General features: G+C 35.2%; 25 protein-coding genes. 22 read left to right on the forward strand and 3 right to left on the reverse strand.

Features of this window, described 5'->3' with window-relative positions; translation table 11 throughout:
• The first annotated feature begins 57 nt into the window (after positions 1-57).
• The 3 genes from BZG02_RS01600 (at position 58) to BZG02_RS01610 (ending at position 2,760) form a co-directional block, all read left to right on the forward strand.
• Positions 58-702, forward strand: coding sequence for a DUF4290 domain-containing protein (locus BZG02_RS01600; protein WP_101259657.1), 645 nt, complete (start codon positions 58-60; stop codon positions 700-702).
• Positions 703-819: 117 nt separating this feature from the next.
• On the forward strand, positions 820-2,130 hold the full coding sequence (gene murA, locus BZG02_RS01605; protein WP_101259658.1) for a UDP-N-acetylglucosamine 1-carboxyvinyltransferase: 1,311 nt from the start codon (positions 820-822) through the stop codon (positions 2,128-2,130).
• Between the two features lie 81 nt (positions 2,131-2,211).
• Positions 2,212-2,760, forward strand: coding sequence for a TlpA family protein disulfide reductase (locus BZG02_RS01610; RefSeq protein WP_218972114.1), 549 nt, complete (start codon positions 2,212-2,214; stop codon positions 2,758-2,760).
• Positions 2,761-2,817: 57 nt separating this feature from the next.
• Here BZG02_RS01610 and BZG02_RS01615 read toward each other — a convergent pair whose 3' ends face one another.
• Entirely contained in the window at positions 2,818-3,252 is a 435-nt protein-coding gene (locus BZG02_RS01615) for a hypothetical protein (protein ID WP_101259659.1), read from the reverse strand.
• Positions 3,253-3,560: 308 nt separating this feature from the next.
• Between BZG02_RS01615 and BZG02_RS01620 the strand changes: the two genes are divergently transcribed.
• From BZG02_RS01620 to BZG02_RS01685, 14 genes are all read left to right on the forward strand, one after another.
• A complete protein-coding gene (locus BZG02_RS01620) occupies positions 3,561-4,175 on the forward strand; it encodes a nucleotide exchange factor GrpE (RefSeq protein ID WP_101259660.1) in 615 nt (204 codons plus the stop codon).
• Between the two features lie 28 nt (positions 4,176-4,203).
• Complete coding sequence (gene dnaJ, locus BZG02_RS01625; protein WP_101259661.1) at positions 4,204-5,364, forward strand: molecular chaperone DnaJ; 1,161 nt, start codon at positions 4,204-4,206, stop codon at positions 5,362-5,364.
• 373 nt (positions 5,365-5,737) lie between these two features.
• Entirely contained in the window at positions 5,738-6,661 is a 924-nt protein-coding gene (locus BZG02_RS01630; protein ID WP_101259662.1) for an ABC transporter ATP-binding protein, read from the forward strand.
• 18 nt (positions 6,662-6,679) lie between these two features.
• Positions 6,680-8,020, forward strand: a complete 1,341-nt coding sequence (locus BZG02_RS01635) for an ABC transporter permease (protein ID WP_101259663.1) — start codon at positions 6,680-6,682, stop codon at positions 8,018-8,020.
• A gap of 252 nt (positions 8,021-8,272) precedes the next feature.
• Positions 8,273-9,241, forward strand: a complete 969-nt coding sequence (locus BZG02_RS01640; RefSeq protein ID WP_101259664.1) for a Ppx/GppA phosphatase family protein — start codon at positions 8,273-8,275, stop codon at positions 9,239-9,241.
• 2 nt (positions 9,242-9,243) lie between these two features.
• Entirely contained in the window at positions 9,244-10,407 is a 1,164-nt protein-coding gene (locus BZG02_RS01645; protein WP_101259665.1) for a sigma-54-dependent transcriptional regulator, read from the forward strand.
• 2 nt (positions 10,408-10,409) lie between these two features.
• Positions 10,410-11,861 (forward strand): lyase family protein, encoded by a 1,452-nt coding sequence (locus BZG02_RS01650; protein ID WP_101259666.1) that lies wholly within the window; start codon positions 10,410-10,412, stop codon positions 11,859-11,861.
• A 2-nt stretch (positions 11,862-11,863) separates the two neighbouring features.
• Positions 11,864-13,084 carry a [FeFe] hydrogenase H-cluster maturation GTPase HydF gene (gene hydF / locus BZG02_RS01655; protein WP_101259667.1) on the forward strand — a complete coding sequence of 407 codons (1,221 nt, stop codon included), beginning with the start codon at positions 11,864-11,866 and terminating at the stop codon, positions 13,082-13,084.
• Positions 13,085-13,110: 26 nt separating this feature from the next.
• Positions 13,111-14,247, forward strand: a complete 1,137-nt coding sequence (locus tag BZG02_RS01660; RefSeq protein WP_101259668.1) for a DUF4369 domain-containing protein — start codon at positions 13,111-13,113, stop codon at positions 14,245-14,247.
• A gap of 67 nt (positions 14,248-14,314) precedes the next feature.
• Entirely contained in the window at positions 14,315-16,537 is a 2,223-nt protein-coding gene (locus BZG02_RS01665) for an APC family permease (protein ID WP_101259669.1), read from the forward strand.
• The gene (locus BZG02_RS01670) at positions 16,537-17,337 is read left to right on the forward strand and encodes an ABC transporter substrate-binding protein (protein WP_101259670.1); all 801 of its coding nucleotides are present in this window, start codon (positions 16,537-16,539) and stop codon (positions 17,335-17,337) included. Before BZG02_RS01665 ends, BZG02_RS01670 begins: the two co-directional genes overlap by 1 nt.
• 61 nt (positions 17,338-17,398) lie before the next feature.
• Entirely contained in the window at positions 17,399-17,878 is a 480-nt protein-coding gene (gene coaD / locus BZG02_RS01675) for a pantetheine-phosphate adenylyltransferase (RefSeq protein WP_101259671.1), read from the forward strand.
• A gap of 4 nt (positions 17,879-17,882) precedes the next feature.
• Positions 17,883-19,019: a serine hydrolase domain-containing protein gene (locus tag BZG02_RS01680; RefSeq protein WP_101259672.1), complete on the forward strand. Its 1,137-nt coding sequence runs from the start codon at positions 17,883-17,885 to the stop codon at positions 19,017-19,019.
• A gap of 22 nt (positions 19,020-19,041) precedes the next feature.
• A complete protein-coding gene (locus BZG02_RS01685; RefSeq protein WP_101259673.1) occupies positions 19,042-20,445 on the forward strand; it encodes a TlpA family protein disulfide reductase in 1,404 nt (467 codons plus the stop codon).
• A gap of 56 nt (positions 20,446-20,501) precedes the next feature.
• On the opposite strand, the gene BZG02_RS01690 is transcribed toward BZG02_RS01685, so the two are convergent.
• Complete coding sequence (locus BZG02_RS01690) at positions 20,502-20,957, reverse strand: OsmC family protein (RefSeq protein ID WP_101259674.1); 456 nt, start codon at positions 20,955-20,957, stop codon at positions 20,502-20,504.
• A 155-nt stretch (positions 20,958-21,112) separates the two neighbouring features.
• Here BZG02_RS01690 and BZG02_RS01695 point away from each other — a divergent pair, with 155 nt between their 5' ends.
• Complete coding sequence (locus tag BZG02_RS01695) at positions 21,113-21,811, forward strand: Crp/Fnr family transcriptional regulator (RefSeq protein ID WP_101259675.1); 699 nt, start codon at positions 21,113-21,115, stop codon at positions 21,809-21,811.
• Positions 21,812-21,818: 7 nt separating this feature from the next.
• Here the strand turns inward: BZG02_RS01695 and BZG02_RS01700 are convergent, their stop codons facing one another.
• The gene (locus tag BZG02_RS01700; protein ID WP_180335590.1) at positions 21,819-22,418 is read right to left on the reverse strand and encodes an NUDIX hydrolase; all 600 of its coding nucleotides are present in this window, start codon (positions 22,416-22,418) and stop codon (positions 21,819-21,821) included.
• A 93-nt stretch (positions 22,419-22,511) separates the two neighbouring features.
• On the opposite strand from BZG02_RS01700, the gene pyrE reads away from it, so the two are divergent.
• From pyrE to BZG02_RS01720, 4 genes are all read left to right on the forward strand, one after another.
• Entirely contained in the window at positions 22,512-23,144 is a 633-nt protein-coding gene (gene pyrE / locus BZG02_RS01705) for an orotate phosphoribosyltransferase (RefSeq protein WP_101259677.1), read from the forward strand.
• A gap of 87 nt (positions 23,145-23,231) precedes the next feature.
• Positions 23,232-23,729 carry a hypothetical protein gene (locus tag BZG02_RS01710; protein WP_101259678.1) on the forward strand — a complete coding sequence of 166 codons (498 nt, stop codon included), beginning with the start codon at positions 23,232-23,234 and terminating at the stop codon, positions 23,727-23,729.
• 162 nt (positions 23,730-23,891) lie between these two features.
• Positions 23,892-24,140, forward strand: coding sequence for a hypothetical protein (locus BZG02_RS01715; RefSeq protein ID WP_143470404.1), 249 nt, complete (start codon positions 23,892-23,894; stop codon positions 24,138-24,140).
• 110 nt (positions 24,141-24,250) lie between these two features.
• A complete protein-coding gene (locus tag BZG02_RS01720) occupies positions 24,251-26,530 on the forward strand; it encodes a TonB-dependent receptor (protein ID WP_101259680.1) in 2,280 nt (759 codons plus the stop codon).
• Positions 26,531-26,538: the final 8 nt, after the last annotated feature.

A 26,538-nucleotide genomic window follows, 5' to 3' on the forward strand; every position in this document is an offset into this window, starting at 1 on the left:
CAAATTACCTATCGTATAAAAAAAAGTTATTACCAGATTAATACAACAACAAAATAAATGGATTATAATTCAAGCAGGAAACATCTTATTCTTCCTGAATATGGACGGAACGTTCACAAAATGGTAGATTTTGCCTTAACTGTTGAAGACAAGGCAGAGAGAAACCATGTGGTAAAAAGTATTATTGCCATTATGGGAAATATGTATCCTCATCTTAGGGATGTAAGTGATTTTAGACACAAACTGTGGGATCATATCGCTATTATGTCTGATTTTAAATTAGACATCGATTCCCCTTACGAAGCTCCAACAAGAGAAAAGTTAGCCGAAAAACCAGATCGATTACCTTATAATAATAAGAGAATAAAGTATCGCCATTATGGACGTACCGTAGAAGCATTAATTGCTAAAGCTATCGAAATTGAGGATCAAAAAGAAAAGGACGCGCTTCTAATAATGATCGCTAATCACATGAAAAAATCCTTTCTTAACTGGAACAAGGATAGTGTGCCCGACGAAAAAATATTCAAAGATTTGGTTGCTTTATCGAAAGGGAAACTCGAAATTCCGGAGCATTTAAAATTAGCAGAAGTTAGAGAGCGAGAATTCGTTCAGAAAGTGAAAAAGAAAAAAAATCCAAGAACTGATAATCGAAACGATAATAAAAACGAGCATCGAAAGTTCAAAAAACCAAGAATATAAATAAAAAAACCGGTTCCTTACCGGTTTTTTTTATGCCAAAACCAATCTCATTTCACTTTCCCAAATGCTTTTTATAATTATCTTTAAACCTTAAAAACACACCAAATACAATTACCAATGAGCACTTTCGAAATTATAGGCGGTAAATCGTTAAAGGGAGAATTAACCCCACAAGGAGCAAAAAATGAAGCTCTTCAGATTTTATGTGCCACTCTTTTAACTCCCGAAAAAGTAACCATACATAACATACCAAACATTCTAGATGTTAATAAATTAATTGAATTACTATCAGAACTTGGTGTAAACGTTAGTCAAGAATCTACAAATACCTATTCTTTCGAAGCTAAAAATATTAATCTTGACTATTTAAATTCGCCTGAATTTGCAAGCAAGGGATCTTCTTTACGAGGATCTATCATGATAATTGGTCCTTTATTGGCTCGATTTGGAAAAGGATATATCCCACGCCCAGGAGGAGATAAAATTGGAAGACGCCGTCTCGACACTCACTTTTTAGGATTTCAAAAGCTTGGTGCCAAATTCAATTTTAATCCCAATGAAAATTTTTATCGCGTTGAAGCAAGCGAACTAAAAGGTTGCTATTTACTACTTGATGAAGCCTCAGTTACTGGAACTGCAAATATTATTATGGCGGCAGTAATGGCTAAAGGGACAACAACCATATACAATGCAGCCTGCGAACCTTACATTCAGCAACTGTGTAAAATGCTACTATCCATGGGTGCTAAAATAAGTGGTGTTGGCTCGAATCTTTTATCGATTGAAGGCGTTAGCTATTTAGGAGGATGTGAGCACAGAGTACTTCCAGACATGATTGAAATTGGAAGTTTTATTGGACTTGCAGTAATGACGAAATCAGAAATTACAATAAAAAATGTTGCCTACAACGAACTGGGGATGATTCCTTCAGCATTTAAACGCCTGGGAGTGAAAATGGAGCTAAGAGGCGACGATATTTATATTCCCCGACACGAAAATTATGAAATTGAAACATTTATCGACGGTTCCATTCTAACTGTTGCAGATGCACCCTGGCCAGGACTAACCCCCGATTTACTCAGTGTGTTTCTGGTAGTTGCCACTCAAGCGAAAGGCAGTGTATTAATTCATCAAAAAATGTTCGAAAGCCGTTTATTCTTTACGGATAAACTAATTGATATGGGAGCTCAAATAATACTTTGCGATCCACATAGAGCAACAGTTATTGGCTTGAATCAAAGTCAAGGACTGCGACCAACCACCATGGTTTCTCCAGATATTAGAGCTGGGGTTGCGCTGCTAATTGCTGCTCTTTCGGCAGATGGAAAAAGTACCATTCACAACATCGATCAAATCGACAGAGGTTACGAAAACATTGACCTGCGATTAAATGCAATTGGTGCAAGTATTAAAAGAATTAGCAATTAACTATTTATTAACACTATAAACAAGGAGAACTCATTAATTTAGTGGAATAGAAATTGTTAGTAAAAGTTTAAAATTTGAGTTATGAAAAAAATAAAATTAGGCGTGATATTATTTTCTTTTTTTATCTCCCTTTCCACTTTTGCCGGAGCTGCAAATCCTGCTAATGGAAAAGCGGTAAAAGAAGGTTATGAAATTGGAGATAAACTACCAAATATTGTAGCAAAATCGATAGCTGGAAACGACATAAAATTAAGTTCGCTAGAAGGAAAATTGGTTTTAGTTGATTTTTGGGCTTCGTGGTGTCCTCCTTGTCGTGCAGAAAACCCAAGAATGGTTGAAGCGTACGATAAATTTAAAAACCAAAACTTTAAAAATGGCAAAGGTTTTACTATTTATAGTTTTTCGCTTGACACAAAACAAGCCAATTGGAAAGCTGCGGTAGCCAAGGATAAATTAAGTTGGGATTATCACGTTAGTGAATTAAAAGGATGGCACTCGCCTACTTCCAACAAGTTTGGAATTCGCTCGATTCCATCTAACTTTTTAATTGATGGAGATGGAATTATTTTAGCGAAAAACCTAAGAGGTGAAAAATTAGAACTAATTCTTCAGTACTATCAAAAAAAGTAAATATCACAATTAATAGAAAAACGCCATTCATGACAGAAGTGAATGGCGTTTTTTTCCTTATTTCCCTAAAAACTCTCGCATTTCCACTACATTAAAACCTTTTTTTTCAATCCACCGAATAGCTTTATCCTCATCACGAAATATGTTTGTTTTTAAATTTGTATCTCGTAAATAAAAAGAAAAAAGATAAGCTTTAATAATTTGTCCAAACTTTGGATGAATAACAACAGCATTATATTTATAGTCTACTTGAAAAGTAATTTTTCGAATAGCTCCATTTATTATTTTAGCAACTTTAGGCGACGAAATAATTAGTTCGCTTAAATCACAAACCGAAGCAAAATCTTTGTACGAATATCCATCCAACACATGATCTATTGCATCCGCGAAAAAAAGAGCAGCTTTCTCATTTTGCATTCCTCTTACTTTGAGATAAGCTACATTCGCATATACTCGAATACAAAAATCCTTATTATCAAATTCGATCCCCATTCCGACAATTTTTCAGTAAAGTACCTTTTCTTCCATTTATGACGTTTCAATAAATTTAAGTTTTTTATTAGAAAATTTAAAATCTACTTAAATATTGTCGCACAACAAGATATAAGCTATCAAACGGGCGTATTCATCGTAACAACTTATTCCTCCTATACCCATCGTTTTACCTAATAAAAGAAAAAAAGAATATTTATAATTACAAATTCTATCTTTGTGTCAATTTGTCGGAATACAGCAGATTGGCAGACTATTTGTATTTATTCGCGAGTAATAAAAATTAGAACGATAAAAATCATTGAAAAATGACAAAAGATAAAAGCAAATCAAAAAAAGAAGAATTGAACGAAAAAGACATAGAAACTACTGAAGATCAAGTAGTAGACACAGCTACTGAGAAAGAAGATTCAGGGGTCGAAGAAAATAAAGATTCGAAGAAAAGCAAGAAATCGGCAAAGGAAAAGAAAGCAGACGAACTGGAGGAATTGGGAATCAAACTTCAGGATATTAATGACAAGTATGTACGTTTGTCAGCCGAATTTGACAACTATCGTAAAAGAACGTTAAAAGAAAAGATGGAACTGACCAAATCGGGCGGAGAAAAAATTCTTATCAACATTCTTCCTGTAATGGATAACTTCGAACGCGCTCTACAATCTATCGATGCAGCAAAAGACATTGATGCGATAAAAGATGGTGTTCATTTAATTTACGGTAATTTCAAGGAATTTGTTTCTCAAAACGGAATAAAAGAAATAGAAGCTGTTAATGAGGCTTTTGATACCGACATCCACGAAGCAATTACTAAAATTCCTGCTCCAAGCGAGGAGTTAAAAGGAAAAGTTGTTGACTGTGTTGAAAAAGGATATTTCCTTCACGATAAGGTAATTCGTTTTGCCAAAGTTGTTGTTGGAGAATAAAAAATTCAAAATCTAAGCGGAGAAAAAGATGTCGAAAAGAGATTATTATGAAGTGTTAGGAGTTTCCAAGTCAGCCTCGGAAGCCGAATTAAAAAAAGCATATCGTAAAAAGGCGATTCAGTTTCATCCGGACAAAAATCCGGATAATAAAGAAGCTGAAGAGAGTTTTAAAGAAGCTGCTGAAGCTTATGAAGTTTTAAGTAATGCTGAAAAACGTCAGCGATACGATCAATTTGGTCATTCGGGAATGAGTGGCTCTGCTGGAGGTGGATTCGGCGGTGGCGGAATGAACATGGAAGATATTTTCTCTCATTTTGGCGACATTTTTGGTGGTGGCGGTGGCGGCTCCTTCTTTGGGGGCGGATTTGGCGGTGGCGGTCGTAGCTCACGACGCGTAAACCGTGGCAGCAACTTAAGGGTGAAAGTGAAACTTAGCCTGAAAGAAATTTCGGAAGGTGTTGAGAAGAAAATTAAAGTTAAAAAGTATGTTGAGTGTAAATCCTGTAGTGGTTCTGGAGCAAAAGACGGATCGTCGTTTTCCTCCTGTTCTACTTGTCATGGTTCTGGCCAGGTAACCCGTATTCAAAATACAATTTTGGGTCAGATGCAAACTGCATCTACTTGTCCAACCTGTGGCGGAGAAGGAAAAATTATCACTAATAAATGTACCAGTTGCGCTGGTGAAGGAATTGTTCAGGACGAAGAAGTAATCACCATCAATATTCCTGCAGGAGTAGCCGAAGGAATGCAACTATCGGTTAGTGGAAGAGGCAATGCTGCCCGTAGAGGAGGAGTAAATGGCGATTTATTGATTCTTGTTCATGAAGAAGAACATCCCGATTTAGTTCGCGATGAGAACGATTTACTATACAATTTATTCGTTAGTATTCCTGATTCTATTTTAGGAACTGCCGTTGAAATTCCTACCATCGAAAACAAAGTGAAAGTGAAGATTGATGCAGGAACTCAACCAGGAAAAATTCTTCGTTTACGTGGAAAAGGTTTGCCAGATATTAATGGTTATGGCCGTGGAGATTTACTGGTTAAAATTAATGTTTGGGTTCCAAATAGTGTTTCTAAAGACGAAAAGAAAATCTTAGAAAAATTACAAGCTTCTGAAAGTTTTACTCCAAAGCCCAGCGCTCAGGAAAAAAGCTTTTTCAAAAAAGTGAAAAACTTTTTCGATTAAGAAGTTAATATAATATTGATATAGAAAGAGATCATCCACAAGCGGATGATCTCTTTTTGTATCTGTACACACGAGGAATTCGAAAAACAAATTCCCCTATATAATCCAAAACTTTCTTCCCAAACAGGAACGTATGTCAATAAAAGAAGGAAGATGGTAATCTGAAAAGAGAAAGTTATACGTTAAACACAAAGTAACTTTATGAAATTTAACTCAACTGTTCTATAATTACTTATCCTTCTTATTTATATCGCATAAAACTAAAATAATAACAGGTTGAATCTTCTTTACATCGATTTTATCTGTTGGATTTATCGAAATTGACTACTTTAGATTCCAATTGAAATTTTAGTGTCACCAAACCAAAATATACATGGCATTTTTCGAAGCAAAAGACATCGTTAAACAATACGCAGGACATAAAGCTTTAAATAAAGTAAGTATCTCTGTTCAAAAAGGAAGTATTTTTGGTCTGCTTGGACCAAATGGTGCAGGAAAAACAACCCTAATCCGAATAATCAATCAAATTACCGGTCCCGACTCAGGAGAAGTGTTTTTTAACGGCACTCCGCTAAAACCAAGCGACGTAAAACGAATTGGTTACCTTCCTGAAGAACGAGGCTTGTACAAAAAAATGAAAGTTGGCGAACAAGCCGTTTATTTGGCGCAACTTAAAGGAATGAGTCAAAAGGAAGCCACCAAAAAGTTAAAAGTTTGGTTCGATAAATTTGACATTTTACAGTGGTGGGACAAAAAAGTAGAAGAACTTTCGAAAGGAATGCAGCAAAAAATTCAATTTATTGTTACCATTCTTCACGAGCCCGAACTGCTTATTTTCGATGAACCTTTTAGTGGTTTCGATCCTATTAATGCGAATCTTCTAAAAAAAGAAATTCTAGAACTTCGCGACAAAGGAGCAACCATTATTTTTTCGACTCACAATATGGGTTCGGTGGAAGAAATTTGCGATCATATAGCATTAATCAATAAATCGGAAAAAATTCTTGACGGTCCTGTGGATCAAATTAAAAAGAAATACAGAACCAACACCTATCAATTAACCTACACTGGCGAATTTGACAAACTAGAACAAATTTTAAATCCTGATTTTGAAATAATTGATCAGGAAAAAGGGACGGAATACAATACCATAAAAGTGAAATTAAATAACGGCTCTACTTCCAATGAATTGTTAAAGCAGGTGCTCCCCTATTTAAATATCGTTTCCTTTACCGAGATCATTCCGAATATGAATGATATATTTATTCGAGTAGTGAATGAAAACAAAAAAATCTAACCCGAAACAACTAGAAAAATGAATAAAATTTTCATCATCATACAAAGAGAATATCTTTCCCGAGTAAAGAAAAGATCATTCCTTATTTTAACTTTTCTTACGCCTGTATTAATCGCTGGTATTTATGCATTCATGATATGGATGATGCTGAAAGACGATACCGAAAGCAGAACTATTGCAGTTATTAATGAGTCGGAATTAGTTGAACCAGTTGCCAGCCATGACTTTACTACTTATAAATATCTGGAAAACACCAGTTTTGAAGAAGCTAAAGCTCAAATGGACGAGAAAAATTATTATGCTATTCTTGTAATTCCAAAAAATATTATGGAAATCAAAATGGCTGAACTATTTTCTTTTAAGCAAGTTACAATTGAGGTTAAATCGGAAACAGGTTCGCAATTAAGAGATCATATCGAAAACTTAAAGAGATCCGAAATAATTGCCTTAGCCAATATGCCCGATCTGGAACAAAAATTAGCAGCAACCAAAACGCCAATTTCCATGAAAACCATCAAATTTGGCGAAGATGGCGAAATAAAACAAAGCTCTACAGAAATAGCAATGGCTATTGGATTCATATCTAGCTTTATTATTTACATGTTTATTTTCATGTATGGGGTGCAGGTAATGCGTGGAGTTATTGAGGAAAAAAGCAATCGAATTGTCGAGGTTATTATTTCGTCGGTAAAACCATTTCAATTAATGATGGGAAAAATTGTTGGTGTGGCCATGGTTGGATTAACCCAATTTATTATGTGGGTAATATTATCAGGTGTACTTATTGCTGTTGGAATGGCTGTTGTTCTGCCAGGTGTTGATATGGAATCCTTACAACAAGCTAAAACTCTTTCCGAACTACCTGAAGGTGCAGCGACCTTAAATCCGGATCAACTTAAAATGGCACAAGAGCTATTAGGCACATTCGACTTTGCATATGTTGCAGGTATTTTAGGAGCTTTCGTGTTCTTTTTTCTTGGCGGATATTTACTTTACTCGGCCTTATTTGCTGCTGTTGGTAGTGCCGTTGATAACGAAACCGAAACACAACAATTCATGATACCCATTACCATTCCTTTAATTATGGCTATGTATATCGGTTTTGCCGTTGCAAAAAATCCGGAAGGAAGTCTTGCCTTTTGGGGATCTATTATTCCATTAACATCGCCAATTGTAATGCTCGTTAGAATTCCTTACGGAGTTCCATTATGGGAATTACTCCTATCTATGTTTCTACTGATTGGAACTTTTCTTTTAGTAACCTGGATAGCTGCAAAAATATATAGAACCGGAATTTTAATGTATGGTAAAAAAGTTTCCTACAAAGAAATTTGGAAATGGCTACGATATCATAATTAATGGTGAATAGCTACTAAACGTTGTAAATGCCTCATTTTATGAGGCATTTTTCACTAAAAGCGAAACGACACAATTTTTGGAAGTAGCTAAAACGTTAAAAAAACTTATTCATCGTAACTTCGCTATCAAAAAACACAACCCGAGAACAAAGTTTTTACTATCTTCGGTTTCGAATTGAAGCCTAAAAAAGTTAAATAGTTTTTTTAGGAAAGACTAATCAATCAGACAATTAACACAACCAAATAGTAATTCATGCGAATTTCTGTAATAGATTTAGGAACGAATACATTTAATTTGCTTGTTGCAGAGTGGGATGAAACTGGAATTCCAAAAATTCTGAATCGTTCAAAATATGCAACAAAAATAGGGAAAGGCGGCATCAATAATAATATAATTACCGATGAAGCAATTGAAAGAGCTAAGAGTGCCCTTGATTCAATAACAGAAATATCGAATCAGTTTGAGGTATCTAAAACCCTTGCATTCGCCACCTCTGCAATTAGATCGGCCGAAAATGGGGATGCTTTTGTAAAATTAATTGAAGAAAAATACAATATCTGTATTGATATCATTACAGGAGAACGAGAAGCCGATTTAATCTTTTTAGGAACTAAAAAAGCTATCGAATTAAATCACGAACCAGTTGCAATACTTGATATTGGAGGTGGTAGTAACGAAATAATTATTGCCAATAATCAAAAAGTATTTTGGAAAAACAGTTATCCGTTAGGAATGACCAGATTATTGGAGAAATTCAATCCTGCCAATCCTATCAATAAAAATATGGTGAAGGAAATTGAAGAGTATCTAAAATCTCAGATGGCGGATTTATTTGAAGCTCTAGATATTCATTCCGTAAAAACATTAATTGGTTCGTCTGGTTCATTCGATACTATTAAACAAGTATTGGTTGCTAACGTGCCCGAAATTAATGGTTTTCCAACTACCCATTTTGAAATTAAACTAAAAGACTTTTTTAAACTACACCAGTTATTTTTGGCCTCGACTTTGGAAGAAAGAGAACAAATGCCAGGAATGGATCCCGTGCGTGTAGAATTAATTGTAATAGCCAGTATCTTCATTAATTATCTGGTAAAAGAATCAGGAATTAGTAAATTGTTTCAATCTTCATTTGCATTAAAAGAAGGAGCTCTTTTTGAATATATTGAGAAAAATAGCAGCTTGGTAGGCACTGGTAAAACAATGGAATCAAAAAAATAAGCATGTCAAAAATTCTGATCATCGACGACGAGAAAAGTATTCGTAACACTTTAAAAGAAATATTGAGTTACGAAGATTATGAAATTAGTCTTGCCGAAAATGGCCTAGAAGGAATCGAATTGGCCAAATCAGATGAATTTGATGTTATTTTATGTGATATAAAAATGCCAAAAATGGATGGAATTGAAGTTCTTGAAAAAACTCAAGAACTTGGATTGGATACTCCGGTCATTATGATTTCGGGACATGGAAATATCGATACCGCAGTAGATTCTATTAAAAAAGGCGCTTTTGATTTTATTGAAAAACCTTTGGATTTGAATCGTATTTTGATCACGATTCGCAATGCCATGGACAAATCGAAACTGATTACAGAAACAAAAGTTCTGAAACGAAAAGTCAGTAAGAAATATGAAATGATCGGTTCTTCGGAAGTTTTGGAATCGGTTAATAATATGATTGATAAGGTTGCTCCAACCGATGCTCGTGTTTTAATAACCGGACCGAATGGAACTGGTAAAGAGCTTGTTGCTCATCGAATTCATGAACAAAGTAACCGCTCAAAATGCCCGTTTATTGAAGTAAACTGTGCCGCCATTCCTTCCGAATTAATAGAAAGTGAGCTTTTCGGTCACGAAAAAGGATCCTTTACTTCGGCCATTAAGCAACGAAAAGGAAAATTTGAATTGGCTGATGGCGGTACTCTTTTTTTAGATGAAATTGGTGACATGAGCTTATCGGCGCAGGCAAAAGTTTTGCGTGCCTTACAGGAAAATAGAATTACCCGCGTTGGTGGCGACAAAGAAATTAAGGTAAATGTTCGAGTAATTGCTGCAACGAATAAAAATTTAGCGCATGAAATTGAGAATAATAATTTCCGCGAAGATTTATACCACCGTTTAAGTGTAATTTTAATATACGTGCCACCCTTAAACGATAGAACCGACGACATACCCATGTTGGCAAATCATTTTATCGATACCATTTGCGGAGAAATGGGTGTGCCACAAAAAAGCATTGATGACGATGCAATTAGCGAATTGCAAAAAATCAACTATACAGGAAACATACGTGAATTCAGGAATATAATTGAACGATTGATCATTCTAGGCCAAGAAAGAATTTCGGTAGAGGATGTAAAATCCTATACCAAATCTTCCAGCTGAACATGAGAACCGAATCTGATTTTATTGGACAAAGGGAAATTCCAAAAGATGCTCTTTGGGGAATTCATTCTCTTCGGGCCAAAGAAAATTTTCCTGATAAAACTGCTTTTCACCAAGAATGGTTTATGGCCATAGGCGCTGTAAAGCAAGCTTGTTATCAAACCTATACTAGCTTTTTACAAGCTATTCAAAACAAATTTCCTAATAAACAATTTCCATTTCAATTAATCGACTCGCAATTAATTAGCGAATTAGAACAGGTTGCAATTGAAATTAATGAAGGAAAACATTTCGAACATTTTATTATCCCTGCAATTCAAGGTGGTGCCGGAACCAGTATCAACATGAATGTAAACGAGATAATTACCAACCGCACGCTTCAAAAAATTGGAAAACCTATCGGCTCCTATCAACATATAGATCCTTTTGAACACGCGAATGTATTTCAATCTACCAACGATGTAATTCCCACTTCTTTAAAAGTAGCAAGTATTCGTCTGCTGCAAGATTTGGAAGAAGCAATCAACAGCCTTCGAATGGAAGTGGAAAAAACGGAGAGTAAATACAGAAATGTATTGCGCCAAGGCTACACGCAAATGCAAGCAGCGGTTCCATCTTCTTACGATAAATTATTCAGTACCTATAACAATGCCCTTTCGAGAGATTGGTGGAGAGTTTCGAAATGTTTCGAGCGAATTAAAGAGGTAAATTTAGGAGGTGGTGCCATTGGAACTGGATTATCTATTCCTCGATTTTTTATTATGGAAGTGGTTCCAAATCTTCAGAAGTTAACCGGTTTGCCAATTACCCGATCGGAGAATCTATCGGATGCAACTGCGAATCAGGATTCTTTTGTTGAGGTGCATGCCACTCTTAAAGCACATGCAGTTAATTTGGAGAAAATGGTTTCTGATCTTCGTTTACTAGGATCCGATTTATTTGTGAATCGTGAAGTATATTTGCCTCAAAAACAAGTTGGAAGCTCCATAATGCCCGGAAAAATTAATCCGGTAATAAGTGAATTTGTAATTAGTGTTGCCCACAAAGTATACGCTAACGATTTAATGATTAGTAACTTATCGGGACAAGGCTGTTTGGAACTAAATGCTTATTTGCCTTCCATTGGACATGCTTTGCTTGACAGCATTAAACTACTTATTGCTGCAAATACTAGCTTGGTTAAGAATCTATTTCGCGAATTAGAAATAAAAACCAATCCTATTGACGAAACTATCCTAAAAAATCCTTCGATAGCTACTGCCTTATCACCATATATTGGTTATCATCAGGCCGCAAAGCTGGCTAAAGAAATGAAAAACAACCAAATATCCATTCGTGAAGCAAATGCTAAACTAAATTTGCTTAGCGAAAAACTACTGAACCAACTACTATTACCGGAAGAACTGCTGAAAATGGGTTTTCAGATTGGAGAAACTTTAAACAATGCACAGTAAACATGGGAAGAGAAAGACGTCCTCATATTGGAATTTTTGGAAGAAGAAATAATGGGAAAAGTACCTTAATCAATTTCCTGGCCGGACAAGATATTGCAATTGTTTCGGATGTTGCAGGCACTACTACGGATCCGGTAAAAAAAACGTTCGAAATTACCGGATTTGGTCCTGTAATTTTAATTGATACAGCAGGAATTGATGATACTGGCGAGTTGGGCCAGAAACGAATTAACAAAACGAATCAAACCATAAAAATAATCGATCTTGCCATTTTAGTAATCACCAAAAATACCTTTGGCAATTTTGAATTGGGCCTTATCGATCTCTTCAACAAACAAAATGTTCCCTTTATAACCGTACACAGCAAAGAAGATATTGAAATTTTAAAGCTACAAACTGCTGACTTACTAAAACAACACGGTTCAAAAGACATTCTTCATTTTTCCAATAACAACGCCAATATCGAGCCAATCGTTAAAAGCATAAAAACAACAATTCCCGAATCGGCATACACTACTCCTTCCCTTTTGGGAGATTTAATCTCTTACGGAGATATTGTTCTTTTAATTACTCCAATTGATATTGAAGCTCCTGAAGGTAGAATGATTTTGCCACAGGTTCAGGCAATAAGAGATATTCTGGATAATGACGCAGTTTGTATTGTTTTAAAAGAACGAGAAGTAGATGCTTTTTTACGAAAAACAGGAATAACACCAAATTTGGTTGTTACCGATAGTCAGGTATTTTTAAAAGCTGGAGCCTCCATTCCTTCCGATATTCCTTTCACCAGCTTTAGTATCATGCTGGCGCATTTTAAAGGAAATTTTAATGCGTATTTAAAAGGAACTCCAAAAATTTCTGAACTTTTGGATGGCGATAAAGTGCTACTATTAGAAAGTTGTACGCATCACAGTTCGTGCGATGATATTGGAAGAGTGAAAATTCCTCGCTGGATTTCTAACTTTACCGGTAAAAAACTGGAATTTATAGTCACCGCCGGTTTAGATGAAATTCCTGGTGATATTACCGATTATGCACTTTTAATTCAGTGTGGTGGTTGCATGATTACCCCAAAACAATTGGGCAATCGACTTCAACCTGCTATTGATGCTGGCATACCAGTTACTAATTACGGAATGGCAATTGCGTATGTTCAAGGAATTTACAATCGTGCAGTTGCTCCTTTTGCAAAAATTGAAGATACAAAGTCTGATTACTTATAGTAATATTTAAATAAAACGATTTTTACATGAAAAAAATATTTGTTGCATATCTCCTCATTTCTATCTGTATTTTAAATGTTTACTCACAAGAAAAAGAATTTGTTCTTAAAGGAATGATTGGTGGGATTCAGGAGGAAACACTCTTTCTTTATCAGGAAACTGGCGAAAATGTAATTCTGCTAGACTCTGTAACAACAAAAAACGGAGAGTTTCAATTCTCTGGAAAAACCGATCATGCATTTGTTGCACAGCTCGGATTATCGAAAAATAGACGGGCAAAAATTTTCATTTCTCCCTCTTCCATGAATTTATTAGCTCATCAGGACGAGTTTAAACACGATTTTCTGATAAAAAAACTTACTGGTTCCGAAGCACAAAATAGATACGAAGATTTTCAAAATAAGCTTCAGAAAAACAATCAGGAAAAATTAAAAATAGCCAATGATCTTGAACTTCCCGAAGTATATTCCGATTCAATTAAAAAGAAAACATTTCTTGCCGAATACAAAAGACTTAATAAATTCAAGAAAGAATATTTTCACAATTACGCATCTTCTCCAGTAGTATCTTATTTAATATTTCAGGAGTATTTTGGCGCCAAATGTAGCCTTGATGATGTAAAAGAATACTTAAAAACGCTTAACATGGCAAACCCTAATGGTATTTATGTGAAAAATTTAAACCTGCGCGTGGAAATGATTGAACAAATTTTCATTAAACAGGAATTCCCTGCGCTTAATTCCACCACTATAAATGAAAAAGCGTACCATTTTGAAGCACAAAAAAATAAATACCACCTATTTTATATTTGGAGAGCATGGACACCAGATAAAAATGAAATACAATATCAGGCATTGGATACTTTACAAACTATTTGTAAAGAGAATGGAATCGAACTGGTTAGTATCATTCGAAACTCCTCCTACAATCTTATTCCTGTAGTTGGAACAAAGGATTGGAAACAGTGGCGACCTATTGCCGATTCTTCCCATCAATACACCGAAATAGAAAGCATTGACAATAGTGTTGATCTTATTAAATATCTCAACCGCCAATTTCACGCCTTTCTTGTAAATAACAAAGGACAAATTATTTATCATCAGGATGCTTTTGATACCAAGTTGTTAGTATCGGAACTTGCAAAGTTTGTTTCAATGCCTTAAAGAGTATATTTTAGTTCTGATTAACTATATTTAGGAGTTTGATAATAGAAATAAACACTAACTCTCTATGCCAGATAATTTACTAAAGTCTAAAGCTAATTTCGGCACCTTCCCCGTTTTTCTTACTGCAATATCCACTATTTTAGGAGCTATTCTATTCCTCCGTTTTGGTTGGGCAGTAGGAAATGTTGGTTTTATTGGAGTTATCGGAATCATTATTTTGGGACACCTAATTACCATTCCAACGGCAATGGCTGTAGCCGAAATAGCCACCAATCAAAAAGTTTTAGGAGGTGGAGCTTACTACATAATATCCCGATCGTTCGGATTAAATATCGGAGCCGCCATTGGCATAACTTTATATCTATCGCAAGCTATTTCTGTTGCCTTCTATGTAATAGCATTCGCTGAAGCTTTCGATCCACTTATACAATGGATCGCAGACAATTACGGCTTACTTATTTACGACAAAAGAGCAATAAGTATTCCAACAATGGCTCTTCTTTCTGGATTATTTCTTAGCCGAGGAGCAAATTTGGGAATGAAAGCACTATATATTGTTGCTGGAATTTTAGGAGTCGCTTTGGTCCTATTTTTTCTTGGTGCTCCCGATACTGCTCCCAAAGAAATAATTTTGGACGCTACGATTGAAAACCCAAAGAGTTTCTTCTATGTTTTCACCATCATTTTTCCCGCATTTACGGGATTAGCGGCAGGACTAGGACTATCTGGCGATTTAAAAAACCCACGAAAATCAATTCCTCAAGGAACCATTTGGGCGACCATTGTAGGACTCATCATTTACTTGTTTGCCGCCTATAAATTTACCGTATCTGCTAGTCCTGAAGATTTAGCCAGCGACCAGCTTATTATGCGTAAAATTGCAGTTTGGGGTCCTATTATTCCTATTGGCTTAGCTGCAGCTTCCATATCATCTGCTTTAGGCTCTATTATGGTAGCACCGCGTACTTTGCAAGCCATTGGCTTGGATGATATATTCCCACAGCAAGGATTAAATAAATGGCTAAAAACTGAAAACAAAAAGAATAATGAGCCAATTAATGCATCCGTTATTTCAATAATTATTGCTTTTGTATTTGTTTTTATTGGCGATGTAAATTTTGTAGCTCAAATTATATCCATGTTCTTTATGGTTACCTATGGTGCCATTTGCATGATCTCTTTTTTAGAACATTTTGCAGCAGATCCATCCTACCGACCAACCTTTCGCTCCAAATGGTATTTGTCCTTACTAGGAGCAATTCTTTCAATCTGGATCATGTTTCAAATGAACATGACCTATGCTATTTTATCTTTACTGATAATGGGTGGCATTTACTATGGAATTAACCAAAGCTCGAAAGAACAAAAAGGACTCGCAAAATTATTTAAAGGAGTTGTTTTTCAGCTAAGTCGCTACCTACAAATATTTGCACAACGTGCCGAAAAAGGAGATCGAGAATTAAGTTGGAGACCTTTTGCTATTTGTATTTCCGAAGATTCCTTTAAGCGTCGTTCTGCTTTTGATTTACTCCGCTGGATTTCGTACAAATACGGATTTGGCACTTATATTCATTATTTGGAGGGGTATTTAAACGAAGAAACTAATCTTGAATCGAAAAAAGTAATGAACCGCCTGATTAACTTAGCATCGGGAAGCAAAAACAGAGTATATCTCGATACAATTATCAGCCCTTCGATGACCTCGGCGATTGCACAAGTTATGCAGCTTTCTGGAATATCAGGTACTGGTTATAATACCATTCTATTCGAATTTTCGAGAACAAAACCCAGCCGATTAAACTATGTAATAGATAATTACAACTTAATTAAATCGACTCATTTCGACGTTTGTATTCTAAACACCTCCTATAAAGGTTTTGGATACCATCGCGAAGTGCATGTTTGGATAGGGGCCGAAGATTTAGAGAATGCCAACCTAATGATTTTATTGGCTTACATAATTCAAGGGCATCCCGATTGGAAGAAAGGCACAATAAAAATCTTCGCTGTTTACCCCGAAGATCAAATGGACATCCAGAAAGAAAAATTACTTGTTTTAATTAAATCAGGACGATTACCTATTTCACCAAGTAATGTGCAACTAATAAATGCCGACCACACCAATAAAAAGCAGGTAATCATGCAAAATTCTATGGATGCAGATTTGTGTATTCTAGGTTTTAATCATGAAGAAGTAGAAAAAGAAGGAACTAAATTATTTACAGGTTTCGAAGACATGGGAAATATTCTCTTTGTAAGTTCTTATAAAGAAATAAATATTAAATAATGGATAATTATATTACAATTACAGATGACTTAGGCAAGGAAATAACAATTCCTTTCCCTCCTAAAAGAATTATATCAACGGTTCCTTCTACTACCGAATTCCTCTTCGATCTAGGAATTGGTAAGCAACTTATTTCCAAAACAAAATTTTGTAAATATCCGGCAGATAAAATTGCAAAACTTCCAAATTTAGGAGGACCAAAAGATTTATACTTTGATAAGATTCACCTACTTGCTCCTGATTTAATTATTGCAAACGAAGAAGAAAATAGCAAAAATCAGATAGAATTATTAATGGATGAGTATGCTGTTTATGTATGCAAAGTGCGCAACTACGACGAAGCTCTTAAAAACATTCTAAATGTTGGTAAAATGGTTGGTGCTGAACCCAAAGCATTTGAAATTGCTAATCGCATTCAATCTAATTTTGCACAATTACCAATTCTAAACAAAAAACAAAGAGTACTCTACTTAATCTGGAAAAACCCCTTTATGGTAGCAGGTAGAGATACATTTATCAATTCGATGTTGGAAAAATGCGGATTTACCAACGCAATTGAAAATGATGATTCAAGATATCCTCAATTAAGTCCAGAAGAAATTCAAGCAATAAATCCCGATTTAATTTTTCTTTCGTCGGAACCTTTTTCTTTTAGCCAGCAACATATTCCTGAAATTCAGAGCTTACTGCCCAATACAAAAATAGAATTAGTTGATGGGGAAATGTTTTCCTGGTTTGAATCTCATCTGCTAAAAGCCTCAAGCTATTTTAATGATTTAATTCTAAAAATAAACTCTTAACCAAAGCAAAAGTCATTACAATTATTCTTACTATTTTTGTTTAGTACTTAAAATTAATTTAATGGAACGCATTGCAATATTCCCGGGTTCATTCGACCCTTTTACAGTAGGTCACGAATCAATTGTTACCCGAGCTTTACCTTTATTTGACAAAATAATTATATCCATCGGATACAATTCTGAAAAAAAACAGTTTTTTCCAATCGAAAAACGAATTCAATGGATTAAGGAAGCATTTCACAACAATCCAAAAATTGAAGTAGAATCGTTTAGCGGATTAACTGTGAATTATTGCCAAGCAAAAAATGCAAAATTTATTTTACGCGGACTGAGAACTGCAGCCGATTTTGAATATGAAAGAGCCATTGCCCAAATCAATAAAAAAATGGTTTACGAATTAGAATCGATATTTTTATTAACAACCCCTGAACATACTCCAATTACCTCTACCATTGTAAGAGATATTATTCGTCATGGTGGAGATGTTGCCCAATTTTTACCTAAGGTAGATGACCCAGAAGCTTACAAACTAAACCTTTAACCTAATGTCAAAATTTGTCAAAATACTTGTCTTTATTTTGGTTTTAGCAAGTGCATGGATGTTTCTTGCTCCCAATTACTTGAGAACCAGTTTACTTTATTGGTATGCCGATCTTGATGACTATACCATCTTTGAAAATAAGGAGGTTGCCGTCGAAAATGGGAACGATTGGCAGGAAGATGCTGAATATAATGAATACATTCTTGATTCGGAAGATCGTGAATATCTAGAAGATCATGAAACCGTAGCTTTTTTGGTGATACAAAACGGTACTGTTTTATACGAAGAATATTGGGACGATTACGGAACGGAATCCCTCTCCAATATTTTTTCAGCAACAAAAAGTATTGTTAGTTTACTCATTGGTATCGCTATCGATCAAGGAAAAATTAGCTCTGTTAATGATCCTATCGGAAAATATTTGAAAGAGTTTTCGCAAGACGAACGTGGCGATATAACTATTAAAAATTTACTAAACATGAGCTCTGGATTAGATTGGGACGAAGCATATAGCAGTCCTACATCCATTACAACAAAAGCCTACTATGGAAAAGATCTACGAAAAGTTACCACCAGTCAGCATTTAACTGAAAAGCCAGGTGTTCGTTTCAGGTATCAAAGCGGAAACACTCAACTTTTAGCATTTATTGTAGAAGAAGCAACTGGCGAAACTATTGCTAAATATGCAGAACGCATGCTTTGGAAACCAATGCAGGCTGTACAACCTGCTTTGTGGAGTTTAGACAAACAAGATGGTGATGAAAAATCGTTTTGTTGCTTTAACACCAATGCCCGGGATGCTGCTCGTTTCGGACAATTAGTTTTGAATAAAGGAAGCTGGAATGGAGTTCAATTGGTATCGGAAGAATATATCGCAGAAGCTACAAAAGCTGCTTCTTATCTTTTAAACGAAGAAAAAACAGAAGCTTTAAATTTCTACGGACTTCAATATTGGATTCTTCCCTATTCGAATATGAATATTCCTTACATGAGAGGTCATCGTGGCCAATACATATATAGTATTGCTGAAAAAAATGCAGTTATTGTCCGTTTTGGAAAACACAAAGACGACATAAAACAGGGGCCAATTACTCTAGATATTCCAAAGTACGTAGACATTGCCCTAAAAATTATCAACTAAAACCATCACTAGCATTTTTCCAATGAAAATATTTCTACTATTATTTTTAAGCTTTATCTCAATAAACCTTTCGTTGGCCGATACCGTTCGAATTTATGGTACAAACAAAACTTACGCTGGATCGAAAATTGAAATTAAATACCACACTGATGTATTTACCTACTCCGAAAAAACCTTAACCGATTTTACGGTTCCTGCGGATGGCTCCTTTTCAATCAATTTAGATATTAATGAAGTTACTTTAGTATTTCTACCTCTTGGCGTTTACAAAGGCTACCTTTATTTAGAGCCTGGAAAAGAGTATGAAATTAAATTACCTCCCAAAAAAGACCTAAGTCCGGTTCAGAAATTAAACCCATTTTTTGAATTAGATGAACTTCTTATTGGGGTTGCGAATGTAGACACTAAAGATCTTAATATTGCTATTCGCACATTAGACGACAAGATCGATCCTTTTATAAATCAGAACTTTCATAAGATTTACCGAAAAAAGGAGAACTCAGTAGGAATTGCATTTTCGGAAGAAGTAAGATTAGAATATAATGAGATAAGCAATCCGTTTTTTCAAGATTATTTAACCTATCGTTTGGGATTTTTGGATTACTTAGCTTATCCTAACTTATTCTCGAAAATTGAAGAGAAATATTTTGAAAACAAGGAAATCAAACTCAACAATTCTGCCTATACAAGTCTATATAAAAAACAATATGGTAATTTTCTTACCGGATATTTTAGTCAAGTGGAAACCTCTGAACTTTCTCTTGCTTTAAAATCTGAAGACACGTATCGCCAAATTTATGAATTGATGCGAAATTATCCAGCCTATAAAAACATCCAATTTAGGGAGTTAATTATTGCCACCTCGGTATTTGATGCGTTCACTCGAAAATTTTATAGCCAAAACAAAACCATCGAAATTCTAACCCAATTAAAAGAGCATAGCACCAACCAATACAATCAAGACTTATGCGAAAATTACATTCGCAAAATTACCCATTTACAAAGCAATTACCTTGCTCCCGATTTTTCTATTGGCAAATTTAAATTAGCAAATTACAAAGGCAAATACTTATATCTGAATTTTTGCAACACCGAAAGCTATCCTTGTTTACAAGATTTTAAAGAAATAGCAAAACTAAAAAAACAGTTTGGTGAACACGTCGAATTTTTAAGCATTGCCTGCGATTGGGAAGTAAGCAAATACCTTGAATTCACTTCAAAAAAATCAATTGATTGGCCAATCGTTCATATTGGCGATCAACAACATTTACTTGGAGAGTATAATATTAAAGCCTTTCCAACCTATATTCTTATAAATCCCGAGGGTAAAATAGTTAAAGCTCCGGCGCAGGGACCGAAAGAAAATATTCAATTGGAGTTTATCAAAATTGCCCGAGATGCGGTGAGAAATTCCTCCCGAAAATAAGTACTAGAAAACTTCCACTACTTTATAAAATGTAGTGGAAGTGATTCTTTCCCGCTCTAAGCGACAGTTGCCTTTTTTAATTTCAATTTTAAATTTACCGGAGTAATGTTTCTTAAATTATCAGAAACAGGACATCTATCTTCAATTGCCTCCAACCATTTTGCTAATTGTTCCTCACTAGCATCACAATCTGGCATTACAGCTACATCAATTCCTTTGTAACCAGCTCTTTCATCAAACGAAGTACCAAAAAGACGATTAGGATTCAAATTTCCTGCCATTTTAATTTTAAGCGATCGCAATTCAATGCTCATTTCTTTCGCAACTACATGTGCCATTACATTAACGCAACCACAAAAAGCTGCCAGAATATATTCTACCGGATTCGCTCCTGCATTTGTACCTCCAAGATCGGCTGGTTCATCAATAATTATTTCAAATCCTCGTGCCTTCACCACAGTTTTGGTCGGATTTTCGCTATGTGCACTTACTCTAAACTTTAAATCTGCCATTTATTTTCTGATTTTAATATTTTAAAAATTGTAATGGTTTAAAAATGCAACAAGTTTGCAGGAGATTAAAAGTTTTTTCGAAGTATAGATTCATTATATTTGGTGTAATTAATCATTGAATTTAGACGTACTTTTAAACAAAAAAATATCTGTTCGTGAAATTAGAATACCAAACCGATAGGCATCACACTAACGAAGAGCATGTTAGTGCGCAAGATTGCTTTAACGCCTTAACTTCTGATCAGAAATTAATGGTGGAAAATTACACCACCTTACTTCAATTTAGCAAAGGCGAAACTATTATAAAGCAAGGTTTTGTAGCATCTCACATTCTATATATTGAGAAAGGTCTCGCAAAACTCGATGTAACAAATGATTCAAAAATTTCTACCATAAAACTTCTGGGCGAAGGTTCATTTATTGGAATGGTATGCAGTTTTGCATGTAAAAATCTAGATTTTTCGGCTGTAGCTCTTGAAGAAACCGAAATAAAGATGATAAACATGGATATTTTTTTAAGCCTAATAAAGGAAAATGGAGAATTTGCACTAAAGCTAATTCGACATATGTCTTTAAATACAAACAGTATGGTTCATCGAACCAGTAGATTGGGAACCAAAAACGTTGAAGGTTCTATCGCATTAATACTAATTGAATTAAGCGAGATTTATAAAAGTGCCACATTTACTTTACCAGTTACGAGAATTGGTCTTGCCTCTTTAGCAGGTTGCTCAAAAGAAAGCACTATAAATACATTAGCAAAATTTCATACCGACGCCATTATTTCCGTGAAAGATAAGCACGTTCATATTCTAAAACCTGAAAGTTTAGAATTGATTATTAAAAATGGATAAAAGGATCTTATTGCTCGTTTATCACATCTAAAATAGAAGCGTAAGTATTTGCTTTAAATTCCTCAAGCTTATCTAGCGAAAGCCACCTTGCTTCCTGTATGTCTTCTTCGGTTTGGGGAATCAAACTTTCCGAGCCTGCATAACTCATTTTATACCAGTAAGTTTGCTTTAGAATGTGTTTCCCTTTCAACCAATAGGTATGATAGGTAGAATTTAACTCTTTTTCAATAATCAGCTTAGTAACCCCACACTCCTCCTCTACTTCTCGAAGCGCAGCATGCCGAATCAATTCCCCTTTCTCAACCTTTCCTTTAGGTAAATCCCATTTTTCGAGTCGGTATATCGCCAGCATTTCGTTTTTAGAATTGAATACTTTTCCACCAGCGGCTTCGATATATTTAAAACAGGTAGTAAAATGTTTAAAAAGTAGTTCCACCTCTTCAGCAACAATAAAAATGGCTTCCTTACTTTCATCTTCATCAAACTGAAGAACGAGACCTTCTAACGACTCCCCTTCTATCCAAGCATAAACCATTCCTTCAAAATTTACACTCTCGTTCTTATCTCCTAAAAAAATGGTTCGATCTTTGAAAAATACTTTATACATTTGCGCTAGAATTTTAAAATGATTTGGGAAAATACAATCAACTGAATTTCCGCTTTTTGAATTCATTTAACAATCCATAAATCCATTGAAAGAATGCAAGATACTGCTAAACAAGTTGCTGAATATTTGTTGCAAATTAAAGCAATAAAACTAGAACCAACAAACCCATTTACTTGGGCTTCGGGATGGAAATCACCAATTTATTGTGACAACCGCAAAACACTTTCCTATCCAGAAGTAAGAACTTACATTAAAAAAGCTTTTGCAGAAGCAGTATTGGCGAAATACCCTGATGTGGAAGTTATTGCTGGTGTTGCAACTGGAGCCATTGCTTTAGGTGCTTTAGTGGCCGAAGAAATGAATTTACCAATGGTTTATATTCGTTCATCGGCGAAAGCCCACGGAATGACCAACCTAATTGAAGGTGAAATTAAAGCCGGACAAAAAGTGGTTGTGATTGAGGATTTAATTTCGACCGGAGGAAGTAGTTTAAAAGCTGTAGAAGCACTACGCGAAGCTAATTGCGAAGTGTTGGGCATGCTGGCTATTTTCACTTACGGTTTTCAAACAGCAACAGATAATTTTACCGTTGCAAACTGTAAATTAGACACATTGAGTAATTACAACGTAATGATTGACCGTGCTCAGGAAATTGGCTACGTGAAAGCAGAAGATGTTGATCAACTAAAAGAATGGAGAAAAGATCCGGCCAACTGGAAAAAATAGTGCCGCATTTTTATAAAAAAATAATAGTCGAAAGAGAGTATTCCCATGCGAATACCCTCTTTTGCACGCTAAAGGAGGAAGGGACAAATGTCGACAACAAAAATTATTAGTGAAGTAAAAAAGATTCCACATACAGTAACTGATGTGTATGGTTTCTTTTCGGATTTCAGAAAAATTGCCAAAGTATTCGAATTAGCAGCTAACAATCCACAAATTCAGGAACAAATAGAAGCTCAGGCAAAGAAAAAAGTAAATTTTAAAGATTACATCGAGCATTGGGAAGCTACCGAAAACAACTGCACTTTCGTGATAAAAGGTTTTGGTGAGGCAGGTTTAGAATTTGTAGAAAAGGAAGAAAATAAAGTTCTAAAAATGACAGGATATGGCAGAAGTCCTTTCGAATTTTACATTTGGATTCAGCTGGTAGAAAAAGATGCTTACGATACTCGAATTCGATTAACCGTTCATGCTGAGCTAAATGCAATGATGAAAATGATGTTGAAAAAGAAATTAGAGAAAGGAATTGATCAACTGGCCGATGGCCTTACCCAAATTCCTTACAATATGCTTCAAAATATAGAATAACAAATTTACTTGCACAGCTGTTGAAAATTTCAACAGCTTTTTTTTGGTTATCCATTTTTTTAGATAGCTTTGCGTTTAATGATTCTAAATAAGAAAAATAGAATTCTTGCTTGGCTATTAAGCATAGCTTTCGTTCTGCCTATTTTAATAAAAGCAGAACACATGATGTTTCCCAACCACGAGCATCACGGACACCTGTGCTCACACAACACCTCTGATGTAGAGAATGTTTGTGAAATTCAGGAATTCGATTATTTTTTCTTTTCTCCAGCAACTATTGTTTGTATTCCTGCCATTGCGATTTTCAATTTCGAAATTCCTGTTCTGGAGTCCATCCAAAAAATATTTCAAGAAACCCCACTTTATTATAGCCTTAGAGCTCCTCCATTTATGTCTCATACAATTTATTAACTGATTGAATAGCAATCAGTAATTAGCTGTCGATAAGTTTTTTTAAACTCATCGACTAAGTCTATGTAATTTAAATTTTATCACATAAATCAATATAACTCTGAGTTTTTATGATACGATATATCTTGGCAATTTTATTACTATTGCCACAATACACCTATGCCTTAGGTGAAATAAAAAACAATCAACTTTCTGGAAAAATACACGATTCGGAGAATGGAATAGCTCTTCCCGGTGTAAGTATTTTTATTCCCGAGTTACAAAAAGGAACCGTTAGCGATTCTGATGGATACTACTTGCTCGAAAATTTACCTACGGGTAAAATCACCATACAATTTTCTTTCATTGGATACGAAAGTTCGATTAATACAGTAGCAATAACAAAAGAAAACTCGGAACTAAATATCAACTTGCCTTTTACTTCGGTTACTACGCAAGATGTAGTTGTTTCGGGAGGTTTTCCTTCTGCGCAACACGATAATGCAATTAAAATTTCGGTACTCGCAAAAGAAGATCTAAAAAAACTTTCGACCCCTTCCTTGGGTGAAAAATTAGCCAGTATACCTGGTGTTGATGTGATTTCCAGGAGTCCGGGAGTTAGTACTCCGGTTATTCGTGGTTTATCCTTAAACAACATTCTTGTTTTAAACAATGGAGTTCGTCTGGAGAATTTCCAATTCTCTACCGATCATCCTTTTTTAATTAATGATCAGGGAGCAGACCACTTCGAAGTAATTAAAGGCCCTGCCTCCTTGCTTTACGGATCGGATGCCATGGGTGGTGTAATTAATATGCTTCACGAAAAACCTGCTCCTGCCAATACGCTTAAAGCGGATATTACTAGCGAGTACCACAGTGTTACACAAGGATTTGCAAATAGTGTTGGCGTAAAAGCTTCCCAAAAAAATTGGTTTTGGATGCTTCGTGCCAATCAACAATCACATAAAGATTACAAAGATGGAAATGGCGAATACGTTCCCAATACACGTTTTACTTCCAATGGACTACAATTGGGAATAGGGATCACTAAAGATGTTGGAAGCTTTAAAATTTACTATGATTATTTACAACCCAAACTTGGTATGACTAATGAAGAGTCCATCAATTTAGTAAATGCCGGGGATCGTAAAAATAGACAATGGTATCAAAACCTGACTCATCATTTAATTTCATCGAGAAACCGTTTATTTATTGGCAACTATAAATTAGAAGTGAATGCTGCTTATCAGTTCAACCAAAGAAGATTGAACGGGAATCCAGAATCATCGGTTTTTCGCTTAGTAGACATGGACTTAAACACGTTCACTTATGACAGTAAATTGTATTTCCCTAGTTCTGAAACCAGCGAATTTTTAGTAGGAATTCAAGGAATGCATCAATCCAATACCAATCATGAGGCACCAAACCATATTATTCCTGATGCTCAAATCGACGATTTTTCGGCATTTGCCCTATTAAAAAAGGAAATTAATACGGTAAATGTTCAATTGGGACTAAGATATGATCATCGATCCTTATACGTTCCGGAACAGGAAGCAGGCGGTCATTCGCATGCAGAACCCGAAGAACATGAAGAGGAAGAACATGAAGAAGAAGAAATGGTGCACATTAACCAACAATTCGATAACCTAAACGCATCGCTTGGAGCAACATTTCATTTATCCGAAAAGCTACTAATGCGAACCAATTTTGCAAGTGGGTATCGCGCACCAAACTTGGCGGAACTAACACAACATGGCTTACACGGAAACCGTTTTGAGGAGGGAAATGCTAATCTTGATGCCCAAAGAAGTTTAGAATCCGATTTGGGAGTTCATTACCATTCTCAAAATCACAACATCGACTTTTCGGTTTTCTACAATAAAGTTTACGATTATATCTATTTGGCACCAAGCGATGAACCTGCTCCAGAAGGAACTGGTTTTGTATATTCATATGCCCAGCAAAATGCCAAATTATATGGTGGAGAATTGGCAATAAATGTAGCTCCAGCTTCTTTTATAAAATTTCATACCGATTACTCAATGGTGATTGCAAAACAGGATAATGGAGAACGTTTGCCATTTATTCCACAACATAAACTACAGACATCGGTTCGCTTTTTTGCAAAAGGCAATAAAACCTTCGAATCTCCTTTTATCAGTTTCAACTGGAAACATGCCTTAGAACAAAATGATCCGGCTAAATTCGAAAGTAAAACAGCTGCCTATAATTTAATTGGAATTCAGACGGGTACCGATCTTAAACTTGGCAATTATCAAGCAAGCGTACTATTGAGTGCCAACAATCTTTTTAATGAAGTATATACCGATCACTTATCGAGTCTAAAACAATTAAACTTCTATAATCCTGGAAGAAATATTAGTCTTAAAATATCGATACAACTATAAAAAATAGG

The organism is Labilibaculum filiforme (assembly GCF_002843315.1).
Classification (GTDB): domain Bacteria; phylum Bacteroidota; class Bacteroidia; order Bacteroidales; family Marinifilaceae; genus Labilibaculum; species Labilibaculum filiforme.

Coding starts and splice junctions, on each gene's coding strand:
- BZG02_RS01600 (WP_101259657.1), top strand. CDS start 58: ATGGATTATAATTCAAGCAGGAAACATCTTATTCTTCCTGAATATGGA.
- murA (WP_101259658.1), top strand. CDS start 820: ATGAGCACTTTCGAAATTATAGGCGGTAAATCGTTAAAGGGAGAATTA.
- BZG02_RS01610 (WP_218972114.1), top strand. CDS start 2,212: ATGAAAAAAATAAAATTAGGCGTGATATTATTTTCTTTTTTTATCTCC.
- BZG02_RS01615 (WP_101259659.1), bottom strand. CDS start 3,252: ATGGGGATCGAATTTGATAATAAGGATTTTTGTATTCGAGTATATGCG.
- BZG02_RS01620 (WP_101259660.1), top strand. CDS start 3,561: ATGACAAAAGATAAAAGCAAATCAAAAAAAGAAGAATTGAACGAAAAA.
- dnaJ (WP_101259661.1), top strand. CDS start 4,204: ATGTCGAAAAGAGATTATTATGAAGTGTTAGGAGTTTCCAAGTCAGCC.
- BZG02_RS01630 (WP_101259662.1), top strand. CDS start 5,738: ATGGCATTTTTCGAAGCAAAAGACATCGTTAAACAATACGCAGGACAT.
- BZG02_RS01635 (WP_101259663.1), top strand. CDS start 6,680: ATGAATAAAATTTTCATCATCATACAAAGAGAATATCTTTCCCGAGTA.
- BZG02_RS01640 (WP_101259664.1), top strand. CDS start 8,273: ATGCGAATTTCTGTAATAGATTTAGGAACGAATACATTTAATTTGCTT.
- BZG02_RS01645 (WP_101259665.1), top strand. CDS start 9,244: ATGTCAAAAATTCTGATCATCGACGACGAGAAAAGTATTCGTAACACT.
- BZG02_RS01650 (WP_101259666.1), top strand. CDS start 10,410: ATGAGAACCGAATCTGATTTTATTGGACAAAGGGAAATTCCAAAAGAT.
- hydF (WP_101259667.1), top strand. CDS start 11,864: ATGGGAAGAGAAAGACGTCCTCATATTGGAATTTTTGGAAGAAGAAAT.
- BZG02_RS01660 (WP_101259668.1), top strand. CDS start 13,111: ATGAAAAAAATATTTGTTGCATATCTCCTCATTTCTATCTGTATTTTA.
- BZG02_RS01665 (WP_101259669.1), top strand. CDS start 14,315: ATGCCAGATAATTTACTAAAGTCTAAAGCTAATTTCGGCACCTTCCCC.
- BZG02_RS01670 (WP_101259670.1), top strand. CDS start 16,537: ATGGATAATTATATTACAATTACAGATGACTTAGGCAAGGAAATAACA.
- coaD (WP_101259671.1), top strand. CDS start 17,399: ATGGAACGCATTGCAATATTCCCGGGTTCATTCGACCCTTTTACAGTA.
- BZG02_RS01680 (WP_101259672.1), top strand. CDS start 17,883: ATGTCAAAATTTGTCAAAATACTTGTCTTTATTTTGGTTTTAGCAAGT.
- BZG02_RS01685 (WP_101259673.1), top strand. CDS start 19,042: ATGAAAATATTTCTACTATTATTTTTAAGCTTTATCTCAATAAACCTT.
- BZG02_RS01690 (WP_101259674.1), bottom strand. CDS start 20,957: ATGGCAGATTTAAAGTTTAGAGTAAGTGCACATAGCGAAAATCCGACC.
- BZG02_RS01700 (WP_180335590.1), bottom strand. CDS start 22,418: ATGTATAAAGTATTTTTCAAAGATCGAACCATTTTTTTAGGAGATAAG.
- pyrE (WP_101259677.1), top strand. CDS start 22,512: ATGCAAGATACTGCTAAACAAGTTGCTGAATATTTGTTGCAAATTAAA.
- BZG02_RS01710 (WP_101259678.1), top strand. CDS start 23,232: ATGTCGACAACAAAAATTATTAGTGAAGTAAAAAAGATTCCACATACA.
- BZG02_RS01715 (WP_143470404.1), top strand. CDS start 23,892: ATGATGTTTCCCAACCACGAGCATCACGGACACCTGTGCTCACACAAC.
- BZG02_RS01720 (WP_101259680.1), top strand. CDS start 24,251: ATGATACGATATATCTTGGCAATTTTATTACTATTGCCACAATACACC.